Here is a 25,065-nt window from a genome sequence, read left to right as displayed (position 1 = left end):
GGGTCTCCGGCATGAGGTGTTCGTCGTCAGGCTGCGCAGGGGTGGCGTCGGCTCAGCCGTAGACGCCGCGGGCCTGGTCGCGCACGATGCGGCCGCTCTCGATCTCGATGACCCGGCGGCGCATCTGGTTCACGATGTTGGAGTCGTGCGTGACCATCACGACGGTCGTGCCGGTGCGGTTGATCCGGTCCAGCAGGCGCATGATCTCGATCGAGGTGTCCGGGTCGAGGTTTCCGGTCGGCTCGTCCGCGAGCAGGATCAGCGGACGGTTCACGAACGCCCGGGCGACGGCCACCCGCTGCTGCTCACCACCGGAGAGCTCGTGCGGGTAGCGGTGCTCCTTGCCACCGAGCCCGACCAGTTCCAGCACCTCCGGCACGACCCGGCGGGCGACCGCCTTGGTCTTGCCGATCACCTCGAGGGCGAACGCAACGTTCTCGTACGCGGTGCGGTTCGGCAGCAGCCGGAAGTCCTGGAAGACGCAGCCGATCGAGCGCCGGAAGTGGGGTCGCTTCCACGAGCGCATCGAGGTGACGTCCTTGCTGTTGACGATGACCCGGCCCTTGTTGGGCGAGACCTCGTGCAGCAACAGCTTGATGATGGTGGACTTGCCGGAGCCGGATGGACCGATGAAGAAGACGAACTCGCCCTTCTCGATCGAGACGGACACGTTGTCGAGCGAAGGCCGGGACGCCTTCGGGTACGTCTTCGTCACTTGCTCAAGCTGAATCACGGGTGGTGAGTCTACGCGGTGTAACCGTGGAGCCAAGCCCCACGCCCCGCCGTTGCGAGTCGCGTCATCTATTTGCGGGGTTACGCGGAGATCGAAGACGCGCTCCGCCCGCGGCCGATCACGCAGTGTCGCCGGCCATCTCCTGCTGCTTGCGCCACCGGATCCCGGCCTCGATGAAACTGTCCAGGTCGCCGTCGAAGACCGAGGACGGGTTGCCGGTTTCCTGCTCCGTCCGCAGATCCTTCACCATCTGATAGGGGTGCAGGACGTACGAGCGCATCTGGTCGCCCCACGCGCCGGTGGTCTCCTTCTTCAGGCCCTGGAGCTTGGCCTGCTCCTCCTGGCGCTTGACCTCCAGCAGCCGCGCCTGGAGCACCCGCAGCGCGGACGCCTTGTTCTGTAGCTGGGACTTCTCGTTCTGGCAGGTGACCACGATCCCGGTCGGGATGTGCGTGATCCGGACGGCGGAGTCGGTGGTGTTGACGCTCTGCCCGCCCGGGCCGGAGGAGCGGTAGACGTCGATCCGCATCTCGTTCTCGGGGATGTCGATGTGGTCGGTCTGCTCCACCACCGGCAGCACCTCGACCCCGGCGAAGCTCGTCTGCCGGCGGCCCTGGTTGTCGAACGGGCTGATCCGCACCAGCCGGTGGGTGCCCGACTCGACGCTGAGCGTGCCGTAGGCGTAGGGCACCTTCACCGTGAAGGTGGCCGACTTGAGGCCCGCCTCCTCGGCGTAGGAGGTCTCGTAGACCTCCGTCGGGTAGCCGTGCCGCTCGGCCCAGCGCAGGTACATCCGCAGCAGCATCTCGGCGAAGTCTGCCGCGTCGACGCCGCCGGCGCCGGCCCGGATGGCGACCAGCGCCTCCCGGGAGTCGTACTCGCCGGAGAGCAGGGTGCGGACCTCCATCTCCTGGATGGCCTTGGTCAGCCCGGCGATCTCCGACTCGACCTCGGTGAGCACCCCGGGGTCGGACTCGGCCTCGGCCAGCTCCAGCAGCACCCCGGCGTCGTCGAGGCGGGAACGGAGGGTGGAGAGCTTGTTGATCTCGCCGTTGACGTACGACAGCTGGGAGGTCACCTGCTGCGCCTTGGCCTGGTCGTCCCACAGGTCGGGCGCGGAGGCCTCCTGCTCCAGGCGCGCCTTGTCCTCCCGCAGGCGGTCGACGTCGAGCACCGACTCGATGTTGCGCAGGGTGGCGTCGAGGTCCTTGAGCTGTTCGGCGTAATCGGCAGCGGTCACGACAGACAAGGGTACTGCTCGTGCGAGGAGTGAGCTTGCGAGCCCCGCAGTCACGAGCGAAAAGATGACCCGCTCGTGCGAGGAGTGAGCTTGCGAGCCCCGCAGTCACGAGCGAAAAGATGACCCGCTCGTGCGAGGAGTGAGCTTGCGAGCCCGATCAGCCGACCGGGGCGCTCTTCAGCCAGGACAGGGCCGCCTTGTGGTAGGCGACGGCGAACTCCAGCGCGCTGGCGTCGTACGTCTCGCCTTCCTTCTTGGCGTTCTTGACCTGCTCGCGGACCTTGGCGAGCGCCTCGGTGTGGTATTCGTTGGCCGCGGCCTGGAGGTTCTTGAGCTGGCTGGCGGAGTGCAGGTCGCCGAAGGCGATCCGCAGGGCGATCGGGTTGCGGATCGTGTCCCGCCCCGGGTCCTCCGTCAACCAGCGGGAAAATGTCCGTTTTCCCGCTGCGGTGATCGCGTACGGCTGGCTGGAGCGCGGCCCGGGCTTGCCCATCCGGACGAGACCCCGCTCGGCCAGCACCGGCAGCTCCCGGTAGACCTGGCTACGGGTCATCGACCAGTACGGCGCCAGCCGGCGCTCGGCGGCGGCCATCAACTGGCCACCTGTCATGGGGCCCTCATGGAGCAGCCCGAGCAGGGCCGCCGCCGTGGGGTTGACTCCGGAATCCGCCATGCCCATCACGCTGCCACTTTGCTGACGTGGCGTCCAGGATTTCACGGTTTCGCCACCCGGTAGGGCTTCCTATGTGCACTGTCGGCGCGAGACAGTCCCGACGGAGCGTCGATGTCTCAGAGCCGGCTGCGCAGCTCCCACAGCTCCGGGTAGAACCGGCTCTCGACCCGGGAGCGCAGGTACGCCCCGCCGGCCGAGCCCCCGGTGCCCGGTTTGGTGCCGATCTGCCGCTCGGCCATCAGCACGTGCCGGGCCCGCCACAGCGAGAACGCCTGGTCGTGCGCGACCAGCGCCTCCGCGAGGTCCCACAGCGGCCCGAACCGCTCCCGGTCGGCGGCGATCGTCGCGTACGCCGCGAAGCGCGCCTCCGCCTCGGAGACGTCGAAGCCGGCCCGGCCGAGCACGGCCAGGAAACCGTCCCAGAGGCTCGGCTCGGCCAGCCGCCGCTCCAGCCGTTCCCGCTCGACGGCGGGCAGCCCCCGGAACCGGCGCAGGTAGTCCGGGTCCTTCAGGCCGGAGAGGAACTCGATCTCCCGGAACTGTGCGGACTGGAAGCCCGACGCCGGGGCCAGCTTGGTGCGGAAGGCCAGGAAGTCCTGCGGGGTCATCGTGTCGATGACGTCGACCTGGCCGATCAGCACCCGCTCCACCGCGTGGCAGCGCTCCAGCCGCACCCGGGGGAGGTAGGTCTCGCCGGCCAGCATCCGGTCCCGGGCGTCGGTCAGCTCCGCGAGCAGCAGCTTGAACCACAGCTCGTAGACCTGATGGATGGTGATGAAGAGCAGCTCGTCGTGGGAGGCCGGGTCGGACTCCGGCACCTGTGCCGCGAGCAGGTCGGCCAGCCGCAGGTAGTCGCTGTAGGTGAGCAGGCCACCCTGCTCGCCGAAGCGGGGGTCGTGCGCGGGGGTGGGGTGGGTCACAGCGGCCACCGTACCGCCGCCCGGCCGCCCCCGCCTCTCCCGCTACGGGTGTAAGGAAGGGGCCCTTCCTATCCAAAAACGATAGGAAGGGCCCCTTCCTTACACCTCAGCCCATGTGGGGGTACGTGTGGTCGGTCGGCGCGACGAAGGTCTCCTTGATCGTCCGGGGCGACATCCACCGGACGAGGTTGTGCCAGGAGCCGGCCTTGTCGTTGGTGCCGCTGGCCCGGGCGCCGCCGAAGGGCTGCTGCCCGACCACCGCGCCGGTCGGCTTGTCGTTGATGTAGAAGTTGCCGGCGGCGTACCGCATCTTCTCGGCCACCGCGTCGACCACCCGACGGTCGGTCGCGAAGATCGACCCGGTCAGCGCGTACGGCGCGATCGACTCGGCCTGGGCGACCACGTCGTCGAAGCGGGCGTCGTCGAAGACGTGCACGCCGAGGATCGGCCCGAAGTACTCGGTGGTGAACGTCTCGTGCGCCGCGTCGGTGCACTCGAACAGCGTCGGCCGGACGAAGTATCCGACGGAGTCGTCGGCGGTGCCGCCGGCGAGCACGCGGCAGGCGTCGTCGTCGGAGATCAGCTCCAGCGCGGCGGTGTGCCGGTCGAACGCCTTGGCGTCGATCACCGCGCCGCCGAAGTTGCCGAAGTCGGTGACGTCGCCGTAGGTGAGGGACTCCGTGGTGGCGGCCAGCCGGTCGCGCAGCCCGCCCTCCCAGAGCGACCGCGGGACGTACGCCCGGGAGGCCGCCGAGCACTTCTGGCCCTGGTACTCGAAGGCGCCCCGGATCAGCGCGGTGTGCAGGGCGTCGACGTCCGCGCTGGTGTGCGCGACGACGAAGTCCTTGCCGCCGGTCTCGCCGACCAGGCGCGGGTAGCCCCGGTAGCGGGAGATGTTCTCCCCGACGGTCTTCCACAGGTGCTGGAAGACCTTGGTGGAGCCGGTGAAGTGGATGCCGGCCAGGTCCGGGTCGGCGAGCACGACGTCGGAGACCGCCTCGCCACGCCCGGTGACCATGTTGATCACGCCGGGGGGCAGGCCGGCCGCCTCGAACAGCCGCATGGTGAAGTGCGCGGCGAACTGCTGGGTCGGGCCCGGCTTCCAGACCACCGTGTTGCCCAGCAGGGCCGGTGCCGAGGGCAGGTTGCCGGCGATCGCGGTGAAGTTGAACGGGGTGATCGCGTAGACGAAGCCCTCCAGCGGGCGGTGGTCGAAGCGGTTCCACACCCCGGGCGACGACATCGGCTGCTCCTCCAGCAGCTTCCGGGCGAAGTGCACGTTGAACCGGAGGAAGTCGACGAACTCGCAGGCCGAGTCGATCTCGGCCTGGATGGCGGTCTTCGACTGGCCGAGCATGGTGGCCGCGTTCAGGGTGTCCCGCCAGGGGCCGGCGAGCAGCTCGGCGGCGCGCAGGAAGATCGCGGCGCGTTCCTCGAACGGCAGGGCCCGCCACATCGGGGCGGCGTCCTTGGCGGCCTTGACCGCCGCGCGGGCGTCCTCGTGGTCGGCGTGCCCGGTGACGCCCAGCACGTGCGCGTGCTTGTGCGGCTGCACCACGTCGATCGACTCGCCGCCGGCCATCCGCTGCTCGCCGGCGATGGTCATCGGCAGGTCGATCCGCTCGGCGGCCAGCTCGGCCAGCCGCCGCTGGAGCCGTTCCCGGTCGACACTGCCCGGCTCGTAGTTGCGCACCGGCTCGTTGCGCGGCTCGGGTACGGAGAACACGGCGTCCATCAGGGCTCCTGGCGATCTCGACAGCGGTGGCGAAATCGGACCCGCGGGCACCGGCCGGACGACCGGCGCCGGGCGCCGCGGGGGTGGACCGGTCGCGGCGGCGGGACCTCGCCCGATTGTTTCACGGCGCGGCCCTCGCCCCACCCCCACCACCGACCGACCAGGGCGGGCCCGGCGGGCGCGTACCCTGGGTGGCCGGTGAACTGCCGGCCCCGAGGGCCGGGCGCCCGTCGGAGGGGAAGAGGATGACCAAGCAGCCCGGCAGCTCCGCCGCCGCGGAGTCGGACCAGCCGGTTCCGGCCGCCGACGCCACCGCTGCCGAACCGGAGCGGGAGCCGGGCCCGGCCGACGCCGACGAGTCGGACCTGCCGGCCGCCGATGGCGACGGGGTCGCTCCGGCGCTCGCGCCCGGCGCACCGGTGCTCGCGCTCCTGGCGCTCGGCTGGCTGGCCGCGATGCTCTGGTCGACCCGCGAGGCGATCAACTCGGCGGCCGCCGGGATCACCGCGATCAGCCTCTCCGCCTTCGCCCTGCCGGGGGTGATCTCGGCCGCGCTGGTCGCCGGCGCCGCCTTCGCCCTCTTCGGCGTCGACCTGCTCGCCCGCCGGGGGAGCGACCGGGTGACCCTGCGCTTCGTGGCCGCGATCGGCACCGGCCTGCTGGTGGCACTGGCCGCCGCGTACGCGATCAACCTGACGTACGCCGACAACGCGACCACCAACGTGATCGCCGGCACCACCGCCGCCGCGGCGACGATCGGTGGGGCCATCGCCGGCGCCCGCAGCGCGCCCGTGGTCGGTGCCGTGGTCACCGCCGCCCTCGGCACGCTCATCTTCGTGGTGGCCTTCAGCCGGGCCCGCGATCCCCTGTTCGACCTCTTCGGCGCCGGCGACACCCAGGAGTCGCTGCTCACCGCCGCCAAGTGGGTGTCGCGCACCGAGTCGCTGCTCGCCGGCCTGTTGGCGGGGCTGCTCGCCTTCGGCTACCTGACCTGGGCCCGGCGCCGGGCCGCCCGGCGGGAGGCGACGACGCCCGCGCCGCGCTGGCCGGCGTACCTGCTGGCCGGGGCCGGCCCGGGCCTGCTCCTGCTCCTCGCCGAAGTGATCATCCGGGTCGGCGGGCGCTCCCTGCTCGACCTGGCCGGCGCCCTGAGCGAGGCGGACGCGGTGGCGCAGACCTCGCTGGGCACCTCCCGGGTCGACAACGGCATCTGGGTGCTCTTCGTCGGCGCGCTGACCGCCATGATCGCCTTCGGCCGCACCCTGGGCCCGGCCCAAGCCGACGACGACGAGCCGGCCGAGGCCGCCCCCACCCGCTGACGCCCGGCACCGCCGGCGACGGCGGGGTCAGGAGGCGGCGCGGAGCAGCAGGTCCAGCTCGGAGACGTCGTACCACTCCAACTCGTGGTCCTCGGCCCCGTCGACCGTGAACTGGGCGTCCGGGTCGCCGGCGAGGGCCTCGACGACCACCTCCGCCGCGGCGGCCACGTCCTCCACCGCGTCGGCGCCGTCCACGTGGATCGCGGCGACGGCGGCGACGGGCACGGGCGCGCTCAGCTCGACCGCGCTGGAGCCCAGCTCCCCGTCGCCCCGGCCCACCGTCGAGGCGGGCAGGTCCACCGAGACGACCACGCGGCGGCGGGGCGCGTCGGGATCGGCCCGGAGCAGTTGCAGCGCGTCCTGGGCGGCGCGGGTGAAGGCGACATACTCCAACTCCTCCTCGTCGCCCTCGGCGTACCACTCGCGCAGGGCCGGGGTCACCGCGTGCGCGGCGGCCACGGGCAGCCCGGGCCCGCGCAGGAGGGTCAGCATCGGGACGGTCGCCGGCACGTACACCCGGACAAGCTCCTCGGTCACCGGTCGTCTCCCCCGCTCAGGTCCTCCGCCGGCCTCCGCCGGTCCGGCGCCGATCATGCCGTACGCCGTGACCGTCATACACCTCGCACCTGCGCGACGGAAGCTCCCGGCCGGTGTGTCCCGCCGGACGCGTCGCCGCGGGTCCCGTCCGCCGGCTGGGCGACGTCGGCGGTCGGTGGCAAACTGAGCCAAACGACGCCGACCCCGGGAGTTTCCGTGGAACCGAGGTTCCTGCTGCTCTCCGACGTGGCCACCGAGCTGAACGTGTCGGACTCGCAGGTCTACCACATGGTGCGCAGCGGCGAGCTGCCGGCGATCAAGATCGGCGGGCGTGGCCAGTGGCGCGTGGAGCGTGCCCGGCTGGAGGAGTACATCGAGCGCAAGTACGCCGAGACCGCCGAGTGGGTGCGGAGCAACCCGCTGGCGGAACGCGACCCGGAGTAACCACCCGAACGCACTCAGGCATTGACCGCCGGCTCTGCCGTGTCCGAGAATGGAGCCAGTCGAAGGCAAACGGAAGCAAACGCAAGATCATGGGAGGTCCGGATGACCGACTCGCGCCGCCCCGGCCCGCCGCGACCTCCCGTCCGGCTGCGCCCCGCGCCCTCGTTCGAGCCGCCGTTCGCCGACGACGACGCCGCACACTGGCCCGCCCCGGCGCACGCCCAACTCGTCCTCGACCTGTTCGAGCCGGCCCGCCGCGACCCCGACCGGCCGCCCGGCCGAAGGGCGCGGGTGTCGCCCGCCCCGGCGGGACCCGGCCGCGGGCCCGCCGCCCCGCTGCCCCCGGGCGCGCTGGTGACCGCCACCCCCGAGGCCACCCGGGCCGCCCACCGCTTCGTCAGCACCTGCCTGGAGGTGCTCAACGGCTACCGCCCGCCCGGGCAGCTCCGCCCGCTGCTCGACCCGGCCAGGGCGGCCGGGCTGCTGCCCGAGCTCGCCCGCGCCACCGCCCGGTCCGGCCCGGCGCGTCGCCGGTCCACCCGGCCCGTCGTGCGGCTGCGTCGGCTGCGGGTCTGCGAGCCGCGCGCTGCGGCCGTGGAGGCGGCCGCGGTGCTCGCCGGCGCGGGCGGACGCACCTGGGCGATGGCGCTGCGCCTGGAGCACCTGCGCGGCACCTGGCTCTGCACCGCCCTCCAGGTGCTGTGAAATACGCATCGAGCCGCGGTCGGCGAGGACCGCGGCTCGGTGCGCTTCGGCGGGGCGCAGCCCCGCCCACTGCCGGTCAGGCGCCGCCGTTGGGGGCGCCGTGGCAGCGCTTGTACTTGCGGCCGGAACCGCACGGGCACGGCGCGTTGCGGGACGGGCCGTTGCTGGCCTCCGCCTGCCCCGGCGCCGGGCGCCGGGCGGCGCTCGCCGCGACAGCCGGGCCGCGCAGGCCCGTCGCCGGGCGCTGCGGCGCGGCCGGGGCCGTCGTCCCCGGTGCGGCCGGGGCGGCCGGTTCCGGCCGGCCGACGCCGAGCGCCGGCGCCTGCTCGTCGGCGCGCTCGACGGCCACCGCACCCGCGCCGGCCTCGCCGTCGATGGTCGGCGCCGAGTACTGGAGGCCCTGCTGCTGCGGCGACCGGCCCAGGCCCTTCGCCCGGATCTCGACCGGCTTGTCGAGCAGCTGCACCTCCTCGGCCGCGGGCTCCGGCTCGTTCACCTGGACCTCGACGTTGTAGAGGAAGCCGACCGTCTCCTCCTTGATGCCGTCCATCATGGTGGCGAACATGTCGAAGCCCTCGCGCTGGTATTCCACCACCGGGTCGCGCTGGGCGTACGCCCGCAGGCTGATGCCCTCCTGGAGGTAGTCCATCTCGTAGAGGTGCTCGCGCCACTTGCGGTCGATCACCTGGAGTAGGACCATCCGCTCCAGCTCGCGGGTGCCCTCCGGCCCGAGCTGTTCCTCGCGCCGGTCGTACGCGGCGTGCGCGTCCTCCTTGAGGCGGGCGAGCAGGAAGTCCGCGTCGATGCCCGCCCGGGACCCGCCGGCCTCCTCCTCCAGCTCCTCGATCGTCACGCCGACCGGGTAGAGCTGCTTGAGGCTGGACCAGAGCTGCTCCAGGTCCCAGTCCTCGCCGTAGCCCTCGGAGGTCGCCCCGCGCACGTACGCCTCGACGACGTCGTCGATCATGTTGCGGACCTGGTCGGAGAGGTCCTCGCCGTTGAGCACCCGCAGGCGCTCCGCGTAGATCACCTGGCGCTGCTTGTTGAGCACCTCGTCGTACTTGAGGACGTTCTTGCGGATCTCGGCGTTCTGGCCCTCGATCTGGGCCTGCGCGCTCTTGATCTGGCGGGTGACCATCTTCGACTCGATGGGCACGTCCTCCGGGATGTTGAAGCGCTCCATGACCGCCTCGACCGCCCCGGAGCGGAAGCGCTTCATCAGCTCGTCCTGGAGCGACAGGTAGAACCGGGACTCGCCCGGGTCACCCTGCCGGCCGGAACGACCGCGCAGCTGGTTGTCGATCCGGCGGGACTCGTGCCGCTCGGTGCCCAGCACGTAGAGGCCGCCGGCGTCGGCGACCTCCTCCGCCTCGACGTCGCAGGCCTGCTTCCACTTGGGCAGGACCTCCTCCATCGCCTTGGCGTACTCCTCCTCGTGCTCGATCGGGTCGAGGCCACGCTGGCGGAGCTCGTTGGCGGCGAGGAACTCGGCGTTGCCGCCGAGCAGGATGTCGGTGCCGCGACCGGCCATGTTGGTCGCGACGGTGACGGCGCCCTTGCGGCCGGCCTGGGCGACGATCTCGGCCTCACGCGCGTGGAACTTGGCGTTCAGCACGGAGTGCGGGATGCCACGGCGGCGCAGGAGCTGGGAGAGGATCTCGGAATTCTCCACCGAGACGGTGCCGACGAGCACCGGCTGGCCCACCGCGTGCCGCTCGGCGATGTCCTCCACCACGGCGTTGAACTTGGCCTTCTCGGTCTTGTAGATCACGTCCGGCCGGTCCTGCCGGACCATCGGCCGGTGGGTCGGGATGGTCACGACACCGACCTTGTAGACCTTGTTGAACTCGCCCGCCTCGGTCTGCGCCGTACCGGTCATGCCGGAGAGCTTCTCGTAGAGGCGGAAGTAGTTCTGGAGGGTGATGGTGGCCAGGGTCTGGTTCTCCTGCTTGATCTCCACCCCCTCCTTGGCCTCGATCGCCTGGTGCATGCCCTCGTTGTAGCGGCGGCCATGCAGGATGCGGCCGGTGAACTCGTCGACGATCAGGACCTCGCCGTCGCTGACGATGTAGTCCTTGTCGCGCTTGAAGAGCTCCTTGGCCTTGATGGCGTTGTTGAGGTAGCCCACCAGCGGGGTGTTCACCGACTCGTAGAGGTTGTCGATGCCCAGCCGGTCCTCGACCTTGGCCACGCCGCGCTCGGTGACGGCGATGGTCCGCTTGGCGTAGTCGACCTCGTAGTCGCCCTCGCCGTCCTTGCCGGGCTGGAGTCGGGCCACCACGCCCGCGAACTCCGTGTACCAGCGGGCGGAGTGCTCGGCCGGGCCGGAGATGATCAGCGGGGTGCGGGCCTCGTCGATCAGGATCGAGTCGACCTCGTCGACCACCGCGAAGTTGTGGCCGCGCTGGACCAGCTCGTCCCGCGACCAGGCCATGTTGTCGCGCAGGTAGTCAAAGCCGAACTCGTTGTTCGTGCCGTAGGTGACGTCGCACTCGTACGCGGCGCGGTGCTCGGCGGCCGGCCGGTTGGGCAGGACCACGCCGACGGTGAGGCCGAGGAACTCGTGCACCCGGCCCATCCAGGCGGCGTCGCGCTGGGCCAGGTAGTCGTTGACCGTGATGACGTGCACGCCCTTGCCGGAGAGCGCGTTGAGGTAGACCGGCATGACCGAGGTCAGCGTCTTGCCCTCACCGGTCTTCATCTCGGCGATGTTGCCGAAGTGCAGCGCCGCGCCGCCCATCACCTGGACGTCGTACGGGCGCTGGCCGAGCACCCGGGCAGCCGCCTCCCGGCACACCGCGAAGGCCTCCGGCAGCAGGTCGTCGAGGGTCTCGCCGTCCGCGAGCCGTTCCTTGAACTGGTCGGTCATGCCGCGCAGCTCGTCGTCGCTGAGGTTGACGTAGTCGTCCTCGATCGAGTTGACGGCGGCGGCGATGGCCTTCAGCCGGCGCACCATACGGCCCTCGCCCGCGCGGAGGACCCTTTCCAGAATCGACACGGATCAACGCTCCCCTAGACAGTCTCGAACCATCGTAGGCGCTCCATCGGCACGATGGTCACTGGTGGCGGCCCTCCGACCCGGCGAACCCGACATAACTCGCTCGACGTGCGCCGCCTCCGCCGTAATCCGGTTACGCCGTGCGCGAACGATCCGGCACGATGGCTCGGGTGGAACCCGTGGAGATCACCGAGGACGGCCTGCTGCTGCGACCCTGGCGGGCGACCGACGCCGACGCGGTGCACCGGGCGTGCCAGGACCCGGACATCCAGCGCTGGACCACCGTACCTCGCCCGTACCTGCCCGAACACGCGCACAGGTTCGTCACCGAGGTGGCCCCGGGGGACTGGGCCGCCGGCACCGGGGCGCCATTCGCGGTCTGCGACGCCGCCACCGGCGAGGTGCTCGGCTCCTGCGGGCTGGTCTCGATCGACCCCGGCCACGGCACGGGCGAGATCGGGTACTGGACCGCGCCCTGGGCCCGGGGCCGGGGCGTCACCGTACGGGCCGCCCGGGCCGTCGCGCGCTGGGCCTTCGACACGCGGAAACTGCGCCGGCTGATCTGGCAGGCCGAGGTCGGCAACCACGCCTCCCGCCTGGTCGCGCTCCGGACGGGCTTCCGCGTCGAGGGGCAACTGCGGCTGGCCGACCCCGCGCCGGAGGGCGGGCCGGACGGTTGGATCGGCTCGCTGTTCCCCGGCGAGGTGCCCGCCCCCGGCGAGACCGGGCCCGCCGGGCCCGGCACCCTGGAGACCCGGCGGGCCGCCGTCTTCGGCCGCCCCCAGCCCGTCCTCTTCGCCACCGCCGGGGGCGGTGAGCTGCGGCTGCGCCCGATGGAGGAGCGCGACCTCGACGCGGTCGTCGAGACCTGCCGGGACCCGGAGACCATCCGGTGGACCACCGTGCCCGACCCGTACGACCCCGCCGACGCCGAGTCCTACCTGGTCTACTCGCGCGGCACCTGGGCGGCCGGCACCAGCGCCTGCTTCGTGGTCGCCGACGCGGACGACCGGTACGCAGGCTCGATCGACCTGCGGCTCTCCCCCGCCGACCCGCTGCTGGCCGACGTCGGCTTCATGACCGCGCCGGCGAGCCGGGGCCGGGGCTTGATGCCGGCCGCGCTGACCGCCCTCGCCGCCTGGGGCTTCACCACGCTGGGCCTGGCCCGGATCGAGTGGCGGGCCAACGCCGGCAACACCGCGTCGCGCCGGGTCGCCGAGAAGGCCGGCTTCACGGTCGAGGGCACCGCCCGGGGCGGGCTCACGCACCGGGGCGACCGGGTGGACGCGTGGGTCGGCGCGCTGCTCGCCGGGGACCTGACGTGACGCCCGAGGTGATCGATGCCCACGGGGTGCGGCTGCGGCCGTTCCGCCCCGAGGACGCCGCCGACCTGGCCGCCGGCTGCGCCGACCCGGTCAACCTGCGGTTCAACCCGGGCCTGCCGCAGCCGTACACCGAGGCCGACGCCCGCTGGTGGATCACCGAGGGCGCCCCGGCGGCCTGGACCGCCGGCGGGGCCGCGTACGCCATCGCCGACCGCGCCACCGACCGGCTGGTCGGCGGGGCGGGCCTCGGCCAGGTCGTGACGCAGCGCCGGCAGGCCGAGGTGGGCTACTGGGTCGCGCCCTGGGCGCGGCGGCGCGGCGTCGCGACCGCCGCGACGCGGGCCCTGGCCGACTCGGTGTTCCGGTGCGGGTTCGACCGGCTGGAGCTGCTGACCCACGCGGAGAACCCGGCCAGCCAGCGGGTGGCGCTCGCCGCCGGCTTCCGCCACGAGGGGGTACGCCGGGCGGCCGGCCAGCTCCGCGGCGGCGGCCGGTCGGACCTGATGGCCTGGGTACGCCTCGCCGACGACCCGCCCGGCCCCACCCCCCGGCTGCTGCCCGACCTGCCCGACGGCCGGCTCACCGACGGCGTGGTGACCCTGCGCCCGCTCGGCCCGGACGACGTCGACCTGATGTACCGCCTGCACACACTGCCGGAGGTGGTGGCGAACCAGGCCCCGCCGGTGCCGCCCACCCGGGCGGCGATCGAACGGCGCTGCCGGCTGTCGGAGAGCGGGTGGCTGACCGGCAGCATCGCCCGGCTGCTGATCCTCGACGCGACCACCGACGAACCGGTCGGCAGTTGCGGGATGTCCTACCTCGACGCCGCCGCCGGGGAGGCGAGCATCGGCTACGCGCTGTTGCCCGCCGCCCGGGGTCGCGGGCTGGCCACCCGGGCGGTGCGGCTCCTCGCCGGCTGGGCGTTCGGGCCGGTGGGGACCGCCCGGCTGACGGCCGCCACCCTGCCCGGCAACGTCGCGTCGCAGCGGGTGTTGGAGAAGGTCGGCTTCCGCCGGGAGGGACTGCTGCGCGGCCGGCTGCCCGGGCTGGCGGGAACCCGGATCGACGACCTGGTCTTCGGGCTGCTCCCCGACGAACTCCGCTGACCCGCACCCCGGTTCCATCCAGGCGTGCCGCGGGCGGACGGCCGACGTCCGGTCGGCCGTGGTGGCGGGGCGGGCCGCCACCACGGTCGCCGGAGGATCAGAGGGCGAGGGAGATGATGCCGTAGTCGTAGGCGTGCCGCCGGTAGACGACGCTCGGCCGGCCGGACTCCTTGTCCCTGAACAGGTAGAAGTCGTGGCCGACGAGTTCCATCTGGAACAGGGCGTCGTCGACGGTCATCGGCTCGGCGGGGTGCACCTTCTCCCGCGCGATGTGCCAGGGCTGGTCGTCGTGCTCCTCCTCGACCCGTTCCGCCACGGCCGTGGCCGTGCCGGCGCGGGCGCCGTCGACGGACGCCGCCAGGGGCGCGTCGAGGTCGGCGACCGGCAGCCCGGCGGTGGCGGCTGCGACGGAGAGCGGGGCGTGCCGACCCCGGTGGACGCGGCGGCGGTCGGCCGCCCGGCGCAACCGGGTGTCGAGCTTGGCGATGGCCGCGTCGAGCGCGCTGTAGAAGTCGTTCGTGCACGCCTCCGCCCGGATCACCGGGCCCCGGGAGACGCAGGTGATCTCGACGCGCTGGCAGTGGTCCGCCTGGCGGGGATTCCGCTCGTGAAAAAGCTCGACATCGACACGAATAAGTTTGTGGTCGTAGCGTTCGATCTTTGCGAGTTTCTCCGCTACGTGCACCCGGTAATGGTCCGGCACTTCGACGTTACGGCCCTTGACCACGATGTCCACGTGACCTCCCTAGTTCGGACGGTCGTTCGATCCGGCATCCGGTCGCGCGCATCTGGGGGAGGTCCCACTCGGCGTCGACCGGTCAGTGCGGCTACGCCTCCTTTCACCGCCGGGAGTGGGTGGGAAGACCTCCTACCCCCGACAGGAAAACGCTAACGCTTGTTCGCCCGGCAGTCACCCCCGGTCGCGGAGACGGCCAGAGATTTTTCACACCTCATACACCAACGGGTGAAACGGGAACACGTTCGGTTACGACCGGTGCCGTTTCTCGGTCGCGGCGAGCACGGCGGCGACCGTCGGCGACAGCCCGCTCACGGTCAGCGCGCGTGCCACCGCGGCGAGGGTCGACCCGGTGGTGAGGATGTCGTCGAGCACCACGACCGCCCCGTCCGGGGCGGGTGCGACCCGGGGGCGGACCCGGAAGGCGGACTCGGCCGCCGCCGCCCGCCCGGCGCTGTCCAGCGTCACCGAGTCGGGGCGGGGCAGTGCGCGCAGGGGCCGCCGTACCCGCACCGGCCAGCCCGCCCGGCGCAGCCGGTCCGCGCAGTGCCGGGTCAGCCGGCCGAGGTGGTCGCCGTACCGGGCGCGGGCCGCCGCCGCGGTGTCCGGCACCGGCACCAGCGTCACCGGCCGCGCCTCGCCGACCGCCGCCGCCACGACCTCGGCGAGCAGCGCGCCCAGCGGCCGGGCCAGCCCGTGCCGGCCGTGGTCCTTGTACGCGAGCAGCGTCTCCCGCAGCGGGCCCGCGTACGGGCCGAGGGCCACGCAGGGCGGCAGGTCGGGCGGGGCCGGGGTGGGGCGTACCGCCCGGGGCCGCAGCGCGTCCAGCGCCGCCGCGCACTCCGGGCAGACGCCGTGCCGCAGCCCCGGCCGACGTTCCCGGCAGCCGGCGCACTCCACCGGCAGCACCAGGTCGGTGAGGTCCGACCAGAGCCCGCCGAGGCCCGGCATCAGTAGAGGAAGAAGGGGGCGGTCGGGTTGCCGGCGCGCGTCCCGGTCGAGGGCGGCGACACCTGCACCTGCTCGGGCTGGATCCGCTCGAACGGGGGGCTGCTGTAGGCCACCCCGTTCGCCTCGTACATCGCCGCGTTACGCGGCACCTCCGTGTTGGCCGGGTACGCGGCGAGGTGGGTCACCCGGGCGCCGATCTTGTCCTCCACCCGGTTGTCCCGGGTGCCGTCCACGCTGACCTCGTAGACCGCCGGGCGGCCGACCTCCCCCGCGAGGATCAACTTGTCCTCGCCGTACCAGTCGACGGCCGACAGGTCGGTCAGCCGGGTGGGAAGCCGCCGGGCCGGGCCGAGGGTGACCCCGCCCTCGGTGGGGCTCAGGGCGGCGACGTAGAGCGCGCCGCCGGCGATGACGGCGATCCGGTGCCCGTCCAGCGAGGCGGCGACCGCTTTCACCGGGCCGGGGACGCCCAGCGACACGGGGGTGAGCTGCGCCTGGGCGTCGAACCGGTAGAGGACGCCGTCGGCGACCACCAACCCGGCCGGCTCGCCCCGGTCCGTCGAACGCAGCCAGACCGGCCGGCCGATCGCGCCGTAGCCCTTGGCGCTGCGATTGAAGACGGCGACGGCCGGATCGAGGCCGGTGCCGACGGACAGCCACTGGCGACCGGCCTCGGTGACCACCAGCGCCGCCCGGATCTGGTCCTCGGCGCGGCTGAGCCCCGCCGCCACGACGTTCCTGTTCGCCTCGGCCACCACCGGCACCGTGGCGACCGTTCCCGTGGCGTCGGACAGCGGGTGGACCGCGCCCTCGTAGACGCAGAACCGCTGGAAGCCGTCGCCGACCTGGTACACCGGGTTCGCCTGCCGGTGCGCCTCGAGGTCGCGGATGTCCTTCCGGGGCTGGGTACGGATCTTGATCTCGAGTTGCCCGTCGACGTCGTGCAGCGACCAGGCGAGCTGGGTGGCGAGCTGCTCCAGGCGGAGCTTCTCGTCCGGCATCTCCAGGTCGACCTCCCAGCGGTCGTCCGTCCGGGTGGCGTTGTTGATCAGCCGGGTGCCGTCCGGCAGCCCGGTGACCCCGGAGCGCAACCAGAGGGAGGGGCCGGCGGTGAGCCACTTCACCACCTCGCTGACCAGCCGCTCGTCGGGCACGGCGAGGGGCAGGTAGCGCTGGTCGGGCACCAGTCGGGTGCGGCCGGAGTTCCAGAAGTAGATCGTCCGGCTCTGGTAGTACGCCTCCAGCGCGTCGACGCTGAGCAGCAGCACGTTCGGCGGGTTGGCCACGAACAGGCCCGCGTCCGCCCTGCCCTCCTGCGTGCGCAGCTCGAACGAGTACGAGGTGGTGCTCGTCTCCGGCGGGGCCAGCGTGCCGTCGGCGCGCAACTGCCCGACCTGCTGCACCTTGAGGGTGACCTCGGTCTTGTTCGGGTCGTTGACGATCACCGGCTCCTCCGTGAGCCGGACGACGGTCAGCGCGACCTCGCTGCCCTCCTTCACCTGGAGGCGGTCCTGGTCCTCCGGGGTGATGAAGTTCCGGACCCGCTGGTAGGCGCGGTCCGGCTCGCCCGCCGCGGCGGAGAGGAAGTTCTTGACGAACTGCTCCGGCTTACTGCCGCTCGCGCTGCGATTCGGGGGCTCGCCCCGGATGCCGCTGCTGGAGCCGGCCTCGGCCGCCGGCCCGGCGCCCTCCACCCGGACCTCGGTGTTGGCCGGGATGCCGCAGCCGGCCGTGCCAGCCAGCAGCAGTGCGCCGCCCAGCACAGCGGCGAACAGGCGCCGCCTCACGATCCCACCTCCGCGCGTCCCCCGGTCCCCTGCCGCCCTGGCCCGGCGGCCACCGCGTTGTCGGCCGGGCCGATCGCGAGCACGCCGCCGCTGCCCGGGCCAATGGCCAGCAGGCCGCCCTCGCGGGGGCCGCCGAAGGGCAGGGCGGCGTCGGCCGGGACCAGCCGCAGCGGCGAGGTGGTCAACCGGTCGCCGGCCCGGGCCGGCAGGGTGAGCCGGAACTGGGCGCCCTGCCCGGGCGCGCCCCACGCCTCCAGCCAGCCGCCGTGCAGCCGGGCGTCCTCCAGGCTGATCGACAGCCCCAGCCCGGTGCCGCCGGTCTGCCGCGCGCGGGACGGGTCGGCCCGCCAGAAGCGGTTGAACACCAGCTTCTCCTCGCCGGGCTTGAGGCCCACCCCGTGGTCGCGGACGGTGATCGCGACGGCCGTGTCGTCCATCCCCAGGGTGATCAGCACCGGCTTGGCCTCGCCGTGCTCGACGGCGTTGCCGACCAGGTTGCGCAGCACCCGCTCGACCCGCCGCGGGTCGACCTCGGCGATCACCGGCGTGGCGGGCACGTCCAGCTCGATGGGCACCCCGACCCGCTCGGCCAGGCCGGCCAGCCGGTCGGCCACCCGGTGCACGACCGGCACCAGGTCGGTCGGCTCGGCGTCCAGCATCGCGAAGCCGGCGTCGAAGCGGCTGATCTCCAGCAGGTCCGTGAGCAGCTCCTCGAAGCGGTCCAGCTCGGCCTGGAGCAGCTCGGCGCTGCGCGCCACCGCCGGGTCGAACTCGTCCCGCTCGGCGAAGATCAGGTCGGCGGCCATCCGGACCGTGGTGAGCGGCGTGCGCAGCTCGTGCGACACGTCGGAGGTGAAGCGGCGTTGCAGCCGGGACATCTCCTCCAGCCGCAGGATCTGGCGCTGGAGGTTGGTCGCCATCTGGTTGAACGACGCGGCGAGCAGGGCGAGGTCGTCCTCGCCGTTGACCACCATCCGCTGGTCGAGCAGGCCGGCGGAGAGCCGCTGGGCCGTCCGGGCGGCCACCCGCACCGGGGTCACCACCAGCCGGGTGACCAGGCCGGCGAGCAGGCCGAGCAGGATCACCAGGGCCGCCCCGGTGGCGACCACCGTCGCGCGGGCGTCGGCGGCCGTGGTGTCCTGCCGCGTCAGCGGCACGAGGTAGTAGAGCTCCACCTGGCCGAACTTGGTGGGCACGGGCGAGCCGTAGACCAGGTATTTCGTGCGCTCCCCGCCCAGCCGGCCGGTGCGGATCTGGCTGGCGACCTTGCCCCCGGCGACCGTGGCGCGCAGCTCGCCGCTGATCAGCGGCCGGACGTTGACCGCGGGCGAGGACCGCGGCTGGATGACGCCGGTATGACTGTCGGCGGTGAGCGCCACGATCACGCCGGTTTTCTGTTGCGGGTCGCCGCCGGCCAGATAGTTGACCGTCCCGTCGACGGTCTCCTGGAACTGCGCGTCCTGCGGCTGGTTGTAGAGACCGAACTGCCTCACCGCGTACGCCGCGCCGCTTTCCAGCCGCAGCCGCACGTCGGTCTCGGCGTTCTCCACCAGGATGTTGGTGATCTTGTCGGCGATCAGGTAGGCGAAACCGCCCACCAGCAGGCTGGACGCGACCAGCGTGATGGTCACCACCCGCAGCTGCAGCGACCGCCGCCAGGTCTGGTGCAGCCCGGCGAGCAGGCGCGCGGACCGGCCGCTCACGCCGCGCCACAGCTCCCGCACGGCGGCGACACGCCGGCGCGGAGCTGTCGGCTGGGGGTCCGGAAGCGGGGAGGTGGCCACAGTGTGACCAGGCTATCCGGTGCCCGCCTTGTAGCCCACGCCCCGCACGGTGAGGATGATTTCCGGTCGCTCCGGATCCGGCTCGATCTTGGCGCGCAGCCGCTGCACGTGCACGTTGACCAGCCGGGTGTCCGCCGCGTGCCGGTAGCCCCAGACCTGTTCCAGCAGCACCTCGCGGGTGAACACCTGACGCGGCTTGCGGGCGAGCGCGACCAGCAGGTCGAACTCCAGCGGCGTCAGCTTCACCTCCTCGCCGTTGCGGCTGACGGTGTGCGCCGGCACGTCGATGGTGATCTGGTTGCCGGGCGGCCCGATGGTCAGCATCTCGGGGGCGACGTCCTCGCCGCGCCGCAGCCGCGCCCGCATCCGGGCGACCAGTTCCTTGGGCTTGAACGGCTTGACCACGTAGTCGTCGGCCCCGGACTCCAGGCCGAGGACCACGTCGACGGTGTCGCTCTTGGCCGTCAGCATGACGATCGGCACGCCCGACTCGGCCCGGATCGACCGCGCCACGTCGATGCCGCTCATGCCGGGGAGCATGAGGTCGAGCAGGACGATGTCCGGCCGGTTCTCGCGGAACGCGGCCAGGGCCCGCTCCCCGTCGGCGACGAACGAGGGCAGGAACCCCTCGCTGCGCAGGACGATGCCGAGCATCTCGGCGAGCGCGGGGTCGTCGTCGACCACCAGTACCCGGGCTCTCATGGGGTTAATGTTTCCATCCCGTTCAGTTCGGTGGGATCCGCGTCACCCGGCACGGTACTGCCGCGGGACGCCGCCGCCCAGCAACCGACGCCGGTGCCGCTGCCCCGGCGTGCGGGGTCCACCCGATCGGACCGCGCGTGTCACCATGATCCCCGCGTGCGCCGTCACGCGCCACCGCCGCCCGTCCCCAGGAGTACGCGTGCCCGACGCCGGCCCGACCGCCGTGCTCCCGCGCCGTCCGCTCACGGTCGGCGAGCTGCTGGACTCCGCGGTCCTGCTGCTGCGCGGCCAGGCCCGGGTGCTGGTCCCGCTCGCCCTCGCCCTGGCCGTCGGCGAGCAACTCCTGCTATACCCGCTGCGGCTCGCCGCCGACGCCGAGCCACCCGTCTGGTTCCTCGAGTTCAAGCAGTTCGGGGCGTACTGGCTGCTGCTGGCCGTCGGCGCGGCGACCGAGGCGACGATCATCACGCTGCTGGGCAACCCGGCCGCCCGGGCCGCCGGCGGCGCGCTGTTCGGCCGAACGGTCGGGCCGCGCGAGGTGCTCCGTCCCGCCGGTGCCCGCTGGGGCGCCACGGTGCTGCTCGCCGCCCTGGTCGGGCTGGTGATGTGGACGGCCGCGCTGTTCGGGCCGGCCTGGTTCATCGGTTTCGCCCTGCTCGGCGCCGTGGCGCCGGCGCTGGTCGTCGACCGGGTGCACCCGCTGCGGGCCCCGCTGCGCGCCGCCACCCTGGCCGTACGCGGCGGCGGGCGGGCCGGCGGGATCCGGCTGCTCGGCTACCTGTCCTGGTGGATCGTCCGCCTCGGCCTCGGCATCGGCGTCTACTACGGGCTGGACGCGCTCGACCTGGTCGACCGGGCCTGGGCCCCCTGGCTGTCGCTGGCCGTGTGGGCGGGCGTGAACAGCATCGCGTACCCGGCGCTGGCCTGCCTCGACGCGGTGCTGCACCTGGAGACCCGGATGCGCACCGAGGGGCTGGACATCCGGCTCTCCCGGGCCCGGGCGGGCACGCCGGAGACCGTTCTGCTGGCGGCCGACCGATGAGCTTCAGCCGGTGGTGGACCGAGACCACGGCCGCGCTCGGCGACCGGGTGCCGCTGCCCCTGGCCGCGCTGCTGCTGGTGCTCGCCGCGGTGCTGGTGGCGGTCGGCTGGTACACGTACCCCGCCTGGGTGCCCCGCCGGCTGCCCCGACTGCCCCGGCTGCGTCGACGCCGCCGGAAGCCCGGGCCCGTGGACGCCCCCGCGCCGGTCGTACCCGCGCCGCGCGAGCCGGAGCCGGAGTTGCCGGCCGCCGCGTACGTCTCCCTCGCCGACCGGCTGGCCGCCGAGGGCCGGTACGCCGAGGCCGTCCGGGAACGGCTGCGCGCGATGATCCGCGAGCTGGTCGCCCGGGGGGTGCTCCAGCCGCAGCCCGGCATGACCGTCGTCGAGGTGGTGCGGGCCGCGACGGCCAGCCGTCCGCAGGTCGGCCCGCCGCTGGGCGCCGCCGGGGCGATCTTCTCCGAACTCTGGTACGGCCAGCGCCCCGCCTCAGCCGAGCACGACCGGCGGATGCGGGAGCACGCCGCCGACCTGGACCGGCTGCTGACCGGCCGACCCGAGGACGGGCCACGACCATGAGCGCACAGGTCACCGCCGCCCAGCCGGCCCCGAAGGCCGGCGACGCCCCCCGGCGGCGTCGCCGCCGGCACCGGCTGCTGATCCCGTTGGGCCTGGCCGCGCTGCTGCTGACCACCACCCTGGTCACCCACGCGGTCGACCAGCCCGATCCCACCGACCGGGGGTTCCTCTCCCCCGTCGCGACCGGGGACGACGGCGGCAGCCGGCTCGCCGAGGCGCTGCGCGAGCGGGGCGTCACGGTGCAGCGCGAGACGGACACGCTGCGCGCGCTGCTGGCCGCCCGCAGCGGGCCGGCCACGCTCTTCGTGCCCGCGCCGGCGCTGCTGCACCCGGACACGGTCGGTGCGTTGAGCTCGCTTCCCTCGGCCACCCGGCTGGTGCTGGTGGATCCGCCGCGGCGCGTCCTGGACGCGGTCCCGCTGCCGGTGGAGCCGGCCGGCCGGCGGTGGGCCGCGCAGGCGGTGGAGCCCGACGCGGCGGGCCTGCCCTGCCCGATGCCCGAGCTGCGCCAGCTCGGGCGGGCGGCGGTCGGGCTGCAACGCTACGCGGTCACCCCGGGCAGGTCGGCGCCCGTGCAGTTCTGCTTCGACGGCGGGCTCGCCCGGCTGCTCCGGGTCCCCGAGAGCGTGGTGGTGGTCGGCGCCAGCGACCCGTTCCGCAACGACCGGATCGACGAGTGGGACAACCGGGCGTTCGCCACCGCCCTGCTCGGCGGGCTCGGCCGGGTGGTGTGGCTCGACCTGGACGGCCAGGCGCCCCCGCCGACCTTCGGCTCCGGCAGCAGCGGCAGCCCGGCCTGGTCGCCCACCCCGGGCGGCTCCACCGAGTACGGCGGGCCGGGCGGCGGTCGCCCCGGCGGCCCGGGCGGCGGCGACGGGCGGCCCGGCGGACCGGGCGGCGGCTCCGACGACGACGGTGACGACTCCCGCGCCGACGGCTCCGACCCGCCGAACCCGCTCTGGTCCGCCTTCCCCGGCTGGTTCTGGGCGCTGTTGGTGCAGCTCGCCGTCGCCGCCCTGCTGGCCGCGCTCTGGCGGGCACGCCGGCTCGGCCCGCCGGCGCCGGAGCCGCTGCCGGTGACGGTCCGCTCGGCGGAGACGGTGCTCGGCCGGGCCCGGCTCTACGAGAAGGCCGGCGCCCGGGACGCGGCCGCGCGGACGCTGCGTACCGCCGCCCGGGACCGCCTGCTGCCCCGGCTGAACCTGCCGCCGACCGCCCCGCCCGCCGAGGTGGCCGCCGCGGTCGCCGCCCGCACCGGCGACGGCCTCGGGCGGACCGAGGAACTGCTCTACGGCGGCGCGCCCGACACCGACCAGGACCTGCTGGAGCTGGCCCGCGCGCTGGACCGGCTGACCCGCACCGTCGCCCCGCACCCGGCCGACGGGCCGCCCCCGGCAGCCGCACCGCACCCGCACCGACCCGAAGGAGACACCCGGTGACCCGACCCGCCGGAACCGCCGATCCGCTGACCGCCGACCCCGCCGACCCCCGTGCCGCCCTGCACCGGCTGCGCGCCGAGGTCGCCAAAGCGGTCGTCGGGCAGGACGCGGTCGTCACCGGCCTGGTGATCGCCCTCCTCTGCCGCGGGCACGTGCTGCTGGAGGGCGTGCCGGGGGTGGCCAAGACCCTGCTGATCCGCACCGTGGCCACCGCGCTCGACCTGGGGTCCAAGCGGGTGCAGTTCACCCCGGACCTGATGCCGGGGGACGTGACCGGCTCGCTGATCTTCGACCCGCACACCGCCGCCTTCACCTTCCGCGAAGGGCCGGTGTTCACCAACCTGCTGCTCGCCGACGAGATCAACCGGACGCCCCCGAAGACCCAGTCGGCGCTGCTGGAGGTCATGGAGGAGCGGCAGGTCTCGGTCGAGGGCGACCGGCGTCCGCTGCCCGACCCGTTCATCGTCGCCGCCACCCAGAACCCCATCGAGTACGAGGGCACCTACCCGCTGCCGGAGGCGCAGCTCGACCGGTTCCTGCTCAAGCTCACCGTGCCGCTGCCCAGCCGGGAGGAGGAGCTGGGGGTGCTCCGCGCGCACCACGCCGGCTTCGACCCGCGCGACCTGACGGCCGCCGGCGTACGGCCGGTGGCCAGCGCGGCCGACCTGGCTGCCGCCCGGGCGGCGGTCGGCCGGGTGCACATGGCCGAGCCGCTGTTCGGCTACATCGTCGACCTGTGCCGGGCCACCCGCAGCACGCCGGCGCTGGAGTTGGGCGCCTCGCCCCGGGGCGCGACCGCGCTGCTCACCACCGCCAAGGCGTGGGCCTGGCTGGCCGGCCGTGACCACGTCGTCCCGGACGACGTGAAGGCGGTCGCCCGGCCGACGCTGCGGCATCGGCTGCGGCTGCGCCCCGAGGTCGAGCTGGAGGGCGTCGGCGTGGACGCGGTGCTGGACACGGTGCTGGCCACCGTGCCGACGCCGCGATGACCTGGCGGGCGGCGCTCCTGCTGGCGGCGGGCGCGCTGACCCTGCCGGCCTGGCCGGCGCCGTTCGTCGGCCTGCTGGTGATGACCGGCGCGGTGCTGCTGCTCGTGCTGGTCGACCGGGCGCTGGCCGTGCCGCCGGGGGCACTCGCGGCGACCCGGGAGGGCGACCGCGCGGTGCGGCTCGGCGGCACCGCCACCGTCGCGCTGCTGCTGCACAACCCCACCGGCCGTACGCTGCGCGCCCGGGTCCGCGACGCCTGGGTGCCCTCGGCCGGCGCGCGTCCCGACGTGCCCCCGGCGCAGCTCGTGCGCGTCGAGCCGGGCGGGACGGTGGCGCTGCCCAGCCGGCTCACCCCGCTCCGGCGGGGTGACCGGCCGGCGGTGGCGCTGACCGTGCGCTCGTTCGGGCCGATGGGTCTGGGCTTCCGCCAGCGTTCCGGCCGCCCGGCCACCCCGCCGTGGACGCTGCGCGTGCTGCCCCGCTTCGACTCCCGCCGGCACCTGCCGGAAAAGTTGGCCCGGCTGCGCGTGATCGACGGCACCCAGGTCAGCCGGGGCCGCGGCCAGGGCACGGAGTTCGACACCCTCCGCGAGTACGTGGTGGGCGACGACGTCCGGTCGATCGACTGGCGGGCGAGCGCGCGCCGGGCCGACGTGCTGGTGCGGACGTGGCGGCCGGAGCGGGACCGCCGGCTGGTCTGCGTGCTGGACACGGGCCGCACGTCGGCGGTGCGGGTCGGCGACGAGCCCCGGCTGGACACCGCGATCGACGCCGCGCTGCTGCTCGCCGCCCTCGCCGCCCGCGCCGGTGACCGGGTCGACCTGCTCGCCGCCGACACGGCGGTCCGGGCCACGGTGACGGGTACCGGCCGGCCGGCCCTGCTCTCCCGGCTGGTGCACGCCCTCGCCCCGCTCCAACCGGCGCTGGCGGAGACGGACTTCGACCTGATCGCCGGTGAGCTGCTGCGCCGGCAGCGCCAGCGCAGCCTGGTGGTGCTCTTCACCGCGCTGGAGGCGGGCGCCCTCGGCGAGGGGCTGCTGCCGGTGCTCCCCCGGCTCGCCGCCCGGCACAAGGTGGTGATCGCCGCGACGCACGACCCGGTGCTGACCGCGCTCACCACGGCCGTCCCGCAGCGCGCCGGCGACGCCTACGCGGCGGCGGCGGCCTGGCGGGCGCTGGCCGAACGCGACCGGGTCCGCGCCGCGCTGGGCCGGAACGGGGTGACGGTCGTCGACGCCCCGGCGGGCCGCCTGGCCCCCACCCTGGCCGACACCTACCTGCGCCTCAAGTCCCTCGGCCAGCTCTGATCCCCGGCCGGTCGG

General features: G+C 73.8%; 22 protein-coding genes. 10 read left to right on the top strand and 12 right to left on the bottom strand.

What is annotated here, in order from left to right:
* Positions 1-52 precede the first annotated feature (52 nt).
* The 5 genes from ftsE to pruA form a co-directional block, all read right to left on the bottom strand.
* Entirely contained in the window at positions 53-733 is a 681-nt protein-coding gene (gene ftsE / locus ACGF5C_RS06385; protein ID WP_091097362.1) for a cell division ATP-binding protein FtsE, read from the bottom strand.
* Between the two features lie 118 nt (positions 734-851).
* Positions 852-1,973, bottom strand: coding sequence for a peptide chain release factor 2 (gene prfB / locus ACGF5C_RS06380; RefSeq protein ID WP_393297249.1), 1,122 nt, complete (start codon positions 1,971-1,973; stop codon positions 852-854).
* A gap of 157 nt (positions 1,974-2,130) precedes the next feature.
* On the bottom strand, positions 2,131-2,646 hold the full coding sequence (locus ACGF5C_RS06375) for a PadR family transcriptional regulator (RefSeq protein ID WP_350685626.1): 516 nt from the start codon (positions 2,644-2,646) through the stop codon (positions 2,131-2,133).
* A gap of 116 nt (positions 2,647-2,762) precedes the next feature.
* Positions 2,763-3,566 carry a tryptophan 2,3-dioxygenase family protein gene (locus tag ACGF5C_RS06370; RefSeq protein WP_350703156.1) on the bottom strand — a complete coding sequence of 268 codons (804 nt, stop codon included), beginning with the start codon at positions 3,564-3,566 and terminating at the stop codon, positions 2,763-2,765.
* Between the two features lie 106 nt (positions 3,567-3,672).
* Positions 3,673-5,301, bottom strand: a complete 1,629-nt coding sequence (pruA, locus tag ACGF5C_RS06365) for an L-glutamate gamma-semialdehyde dehydrogenase (RefSeq protein WP_393297247.1) — start codon at positions 5,299-5,301, stop codon at positions 3,673-3,675.
* 245 nt (positions 5,302-5,546) lie between these two features.
* Here pruA and ACGF5C_RS06360 point away from each other — a divergent pair, with 245 nt between their 5' ends.
* The gene (locus tag ACGF5C_RS06360) at positions 5,547-6,620 is read left to right on the top strand and encodes a hypothetical protein (protein WP_393297245.1); all 1,074 of its coding nucleotides are present in this window, start codon (positions 5,547-5,549) and stop codon (positions 6,618-6,620) included.
* A 27-nt stretch (positions 6,621-6,647) separates the two neighbouring features.
* Here the strand turns inward: ACGF5C_RS06360 and ACGF5C_RS06355 are convergent, their stop codons facing one another.
* Positions 6,648-7,157 (bottom strand): DUF6912 family protein, encoded by a 510-nt coding sequence (locus ACGF5C_RS06355; RefSeq protein WP_393297243.1) that lies wholly within the window; start codon positions 7,155-7,157, stop codon positions 6,648-6,650.
* A 216-nt stretch (positions 7,158-7,373) separates the two neighbouring features.
* Between ACGF5C_RS06355 and ACGF5C_RS06350 the strand changes: the two genes are divergently transcribed.
* Positions 7,374-7,601, top strand: coding sequence for a helix-turn-helix domain-containing protein (locus tag ACGF5C_RS06350; RefSeq protein ID WP_350685633.1), 228 nt, complete (start codon positions 7,374-7,376; stop codon positions 7,599-7,601).
* Between the two features lie 102 nt (positions 7,602-7,703).
* Positions 7,704-8,306: an Rv3235 family protein gene (locus ACGF5C_RS06345; protein WP_393297241.1), complete on the top strand. Its 603-nt coding sequence runs from the start codon at positions 7,704-7,706 to the stop codon at positions 8,304-8,306.
* A 76-nt stretch (positions 8,307-8,382) separates the two neighbouring features.
* On the opposite strand, the gene secA is transcribed toward ACGF5C_RS06345, so the two are convergent.
* On the bottom strand, positions 8,383-11,304 hold the full coding sequence (gene secA, locus ACGF5C_RS06340; protein ID WP_393297239.1) for a preprotein translocase subunit SecA: 2,922 nt from the start codon (positions 11,302-11,304) through the stop codon (positions 8,383-8,385).
* A gap of 161 nt (positions 11,305-11,465) precedes the next feature.
* Here secA and ACGF5C_RS06335 point away from each other — a divergent pair, with 161 nt between their 5' ends.
* Both ACGF5C_RS06335 and ACGF5C_RS06330 read left to right on the top strand, forming a co-directional pair.
* Positions 11,466-12,629, top strand: coding sequence for a GNAT family N-acetyltransferase (locus ACGF5C_RS06335; RefSeq protein WP_393297237.1), 1,164 nt, complete (start codon positions 11,466-11,468; stop codon positions 12,627-12,629).
* Positions 12,626-13,735 (top strand): GNAT family N-acetyltransferase, encoded by a 1,110-nt coding sequence (locus tag ACGF5C_RS06330; protein WP_393297235.1) that lies wholly within the window; start codon positions 12,626-12,628, stop codon positions 13,733-13,735. Before ACGF5C_RS06335 ends, ACGF5C_RS06330 begins: the two co-directional genes overlap by 4 nt.
* A gap of 97 nt (positions 13,736-13,832) precedes the next feature.
* On the opposite strand, the gene hpf is transcribed toward ACGF5C_RS06330, so the two are convergent.
* The 5 genes from hpf to mtrA form a co-directional block, all read right to left on the bottom strand.
* Positions 13,833-14,471, bottom strand: a complete 639-nt coding sequence (gene hpf / locus ACGF5C_RS06325; protein ID WP_393297233.1) for a ribosome hibernation-promoting factor, HPF/YfiA family — start codon at positions 14,469-14,471, stop codon at positions 13,833-13,835.
* A gap of 249 nt (positions 14,472-14,720) precedes the next feature.
* The gene (locus tag ACGF5C_RS06320) at positions 14,721-15,422 is read right to left on the bottom strand and encodes a ComF family protein (protein WP_393297231.1); all 702 of its coding nucleotides are present in this window, start codon (positions 15,420-15,422) and stop codon (positions 14,721-14,723) included.
* Positions 15,422-17,209: an LpqB family beta-propeller domain-containing protein gene (locus ACGF5C_RS06315; protein ID WP_393297229.1), complete on the bottom strand. Its 1,788-nt coding sequence runs from the start codon at positions 17,207-17,209 to the stop codon at positions 15,422-15,424. The genes ACGF5C_RS06320 and ACGF5C_RS06315 overlap by 1 nt, the downstream gene beginning before the upstream one ends.
* Positions 17,206-18,993: an MtrAB system histidine kinase MtrB gene (gene mtrB, locus ACGF5C_RS06310; protein WP_393297227.1), complete on the bottom strand. Its 1,788-nt coding sequence runs from the start codon at positions 18,991-18,993 to the stop codon at positions 17,206-17,208. The genes ACGF5C_RS06315 and mtrB overlap by 4 nt, the downstream gene beginning before the upstream one ends.
* 12 nt (positions 18,994-19,005) lie before the next feature.
* The gene (gene mtrA / locus ACGF5C_RS06305) at positions 19,006-19,695 is read right to left on the bottom strand and encodes an MtrAB system response regulator MtrA (protein WP_089001893.1); all 690 of its coding nucleotides are present in this window, start codon (positions 19,693-19,695) and stop codon (positions 19,006-19,008) included.
* 199 nt (positions 19,696-19,894) lie between these two features.
* On the opposite strand from mtrA, the gene ACGF5C_RS06300 reads away from it, so the two are divergent.
* Genes ACGF5C_RS06300 through ACGF5C_RS06280 form a run of 5 tightly spaced genes read left to right on the top strand, consistent with a single transcriptional unit; the run spans position 19,895 to position 25,050 of the window.
* On the top strand, positions 19,895-20,737 hold the full coding sequence (locus ACGF5C_RS06300) for a hypothetical protein (RefSeq protein WP_393297226.1): 843 nt from the start codon (positions 19,895-19,897) through the stop codon (positions 20,735-20,737).
* Positions 20,734-21,315, top strand: coding sequence for a DUF4129 domain-containing protein (locus tag ACGF5C_RS06295; protein ID WP_363701777.1), 582 nt, complete (start codon positions 20,734-20,736; stop codon positions 21,313-21,315). The genes ACGF5C_RS06300 and ACGF5C_RS06295 overlap by 4 nt, the downstream gene beginning before the upstream one ends.
* The gene (locus ACGF5C_RS06290) at positions 21,312-22,754 is read left to right on the top strand and encodes a DUF4350 domain-containing protein (protein ID WP_393297223.1); all 1,443 of its coding nucleotides are present in this window, start codon (positions 21,312-21,314) and stop codon (positions 22,752-22,754) included. The genes ACGF5C_RS06295 and ACGF5C_RS06290 overlap by 4 nt, the downstream gene beginning before the upstream one ends.
* The gene (locus tag ACGF5C_RS06285; protein WP_393297221.1) at positions 22,751-23,743 is read left to right on the top strand and encodes an AAA family ATPase; all 993 of its coding nucleotides are present in this window, start codon (positions 22,751-22,753) and stop codon (positions 23,741-23,743) included. The genes ACGF5C_RS06290 and ACGF5C_RS06285 overlap by 4 nt, the downstream gene beginning before the upstream one ends.
* The gene (locus ACGF5C_RS06280; RefSeq protein WP_393297219.1) at positions 23,740-25,050 is read left to right on the top strand and encodes a DUF58 domain-containing protein; all 1,311 of its coding nucleotides are present in this window, start codon (positions 23,740-23,742) and stop codon (positions 25,048-25,050) included. Before ACGF5C_RS06285 ends, ACGF5C_RS06280 begins: the two co-directional genes overlap by 4 nt.
* The last annotated feature ends 15 nt before the right edge of the window (positions 25,051-25,065 follow it).

Source organism: Micromonospora sp. NPDC047620 (genome assembly GCF_043205005.1).
GTDB lineage: Bacteria > Actinomycetota > Actinomycetes > Mycobacteriales > Micromonosporaceae > Micromonospora.
This window is presented reverse-complemented; position numbering and strand designations above follow the sequence as displayed.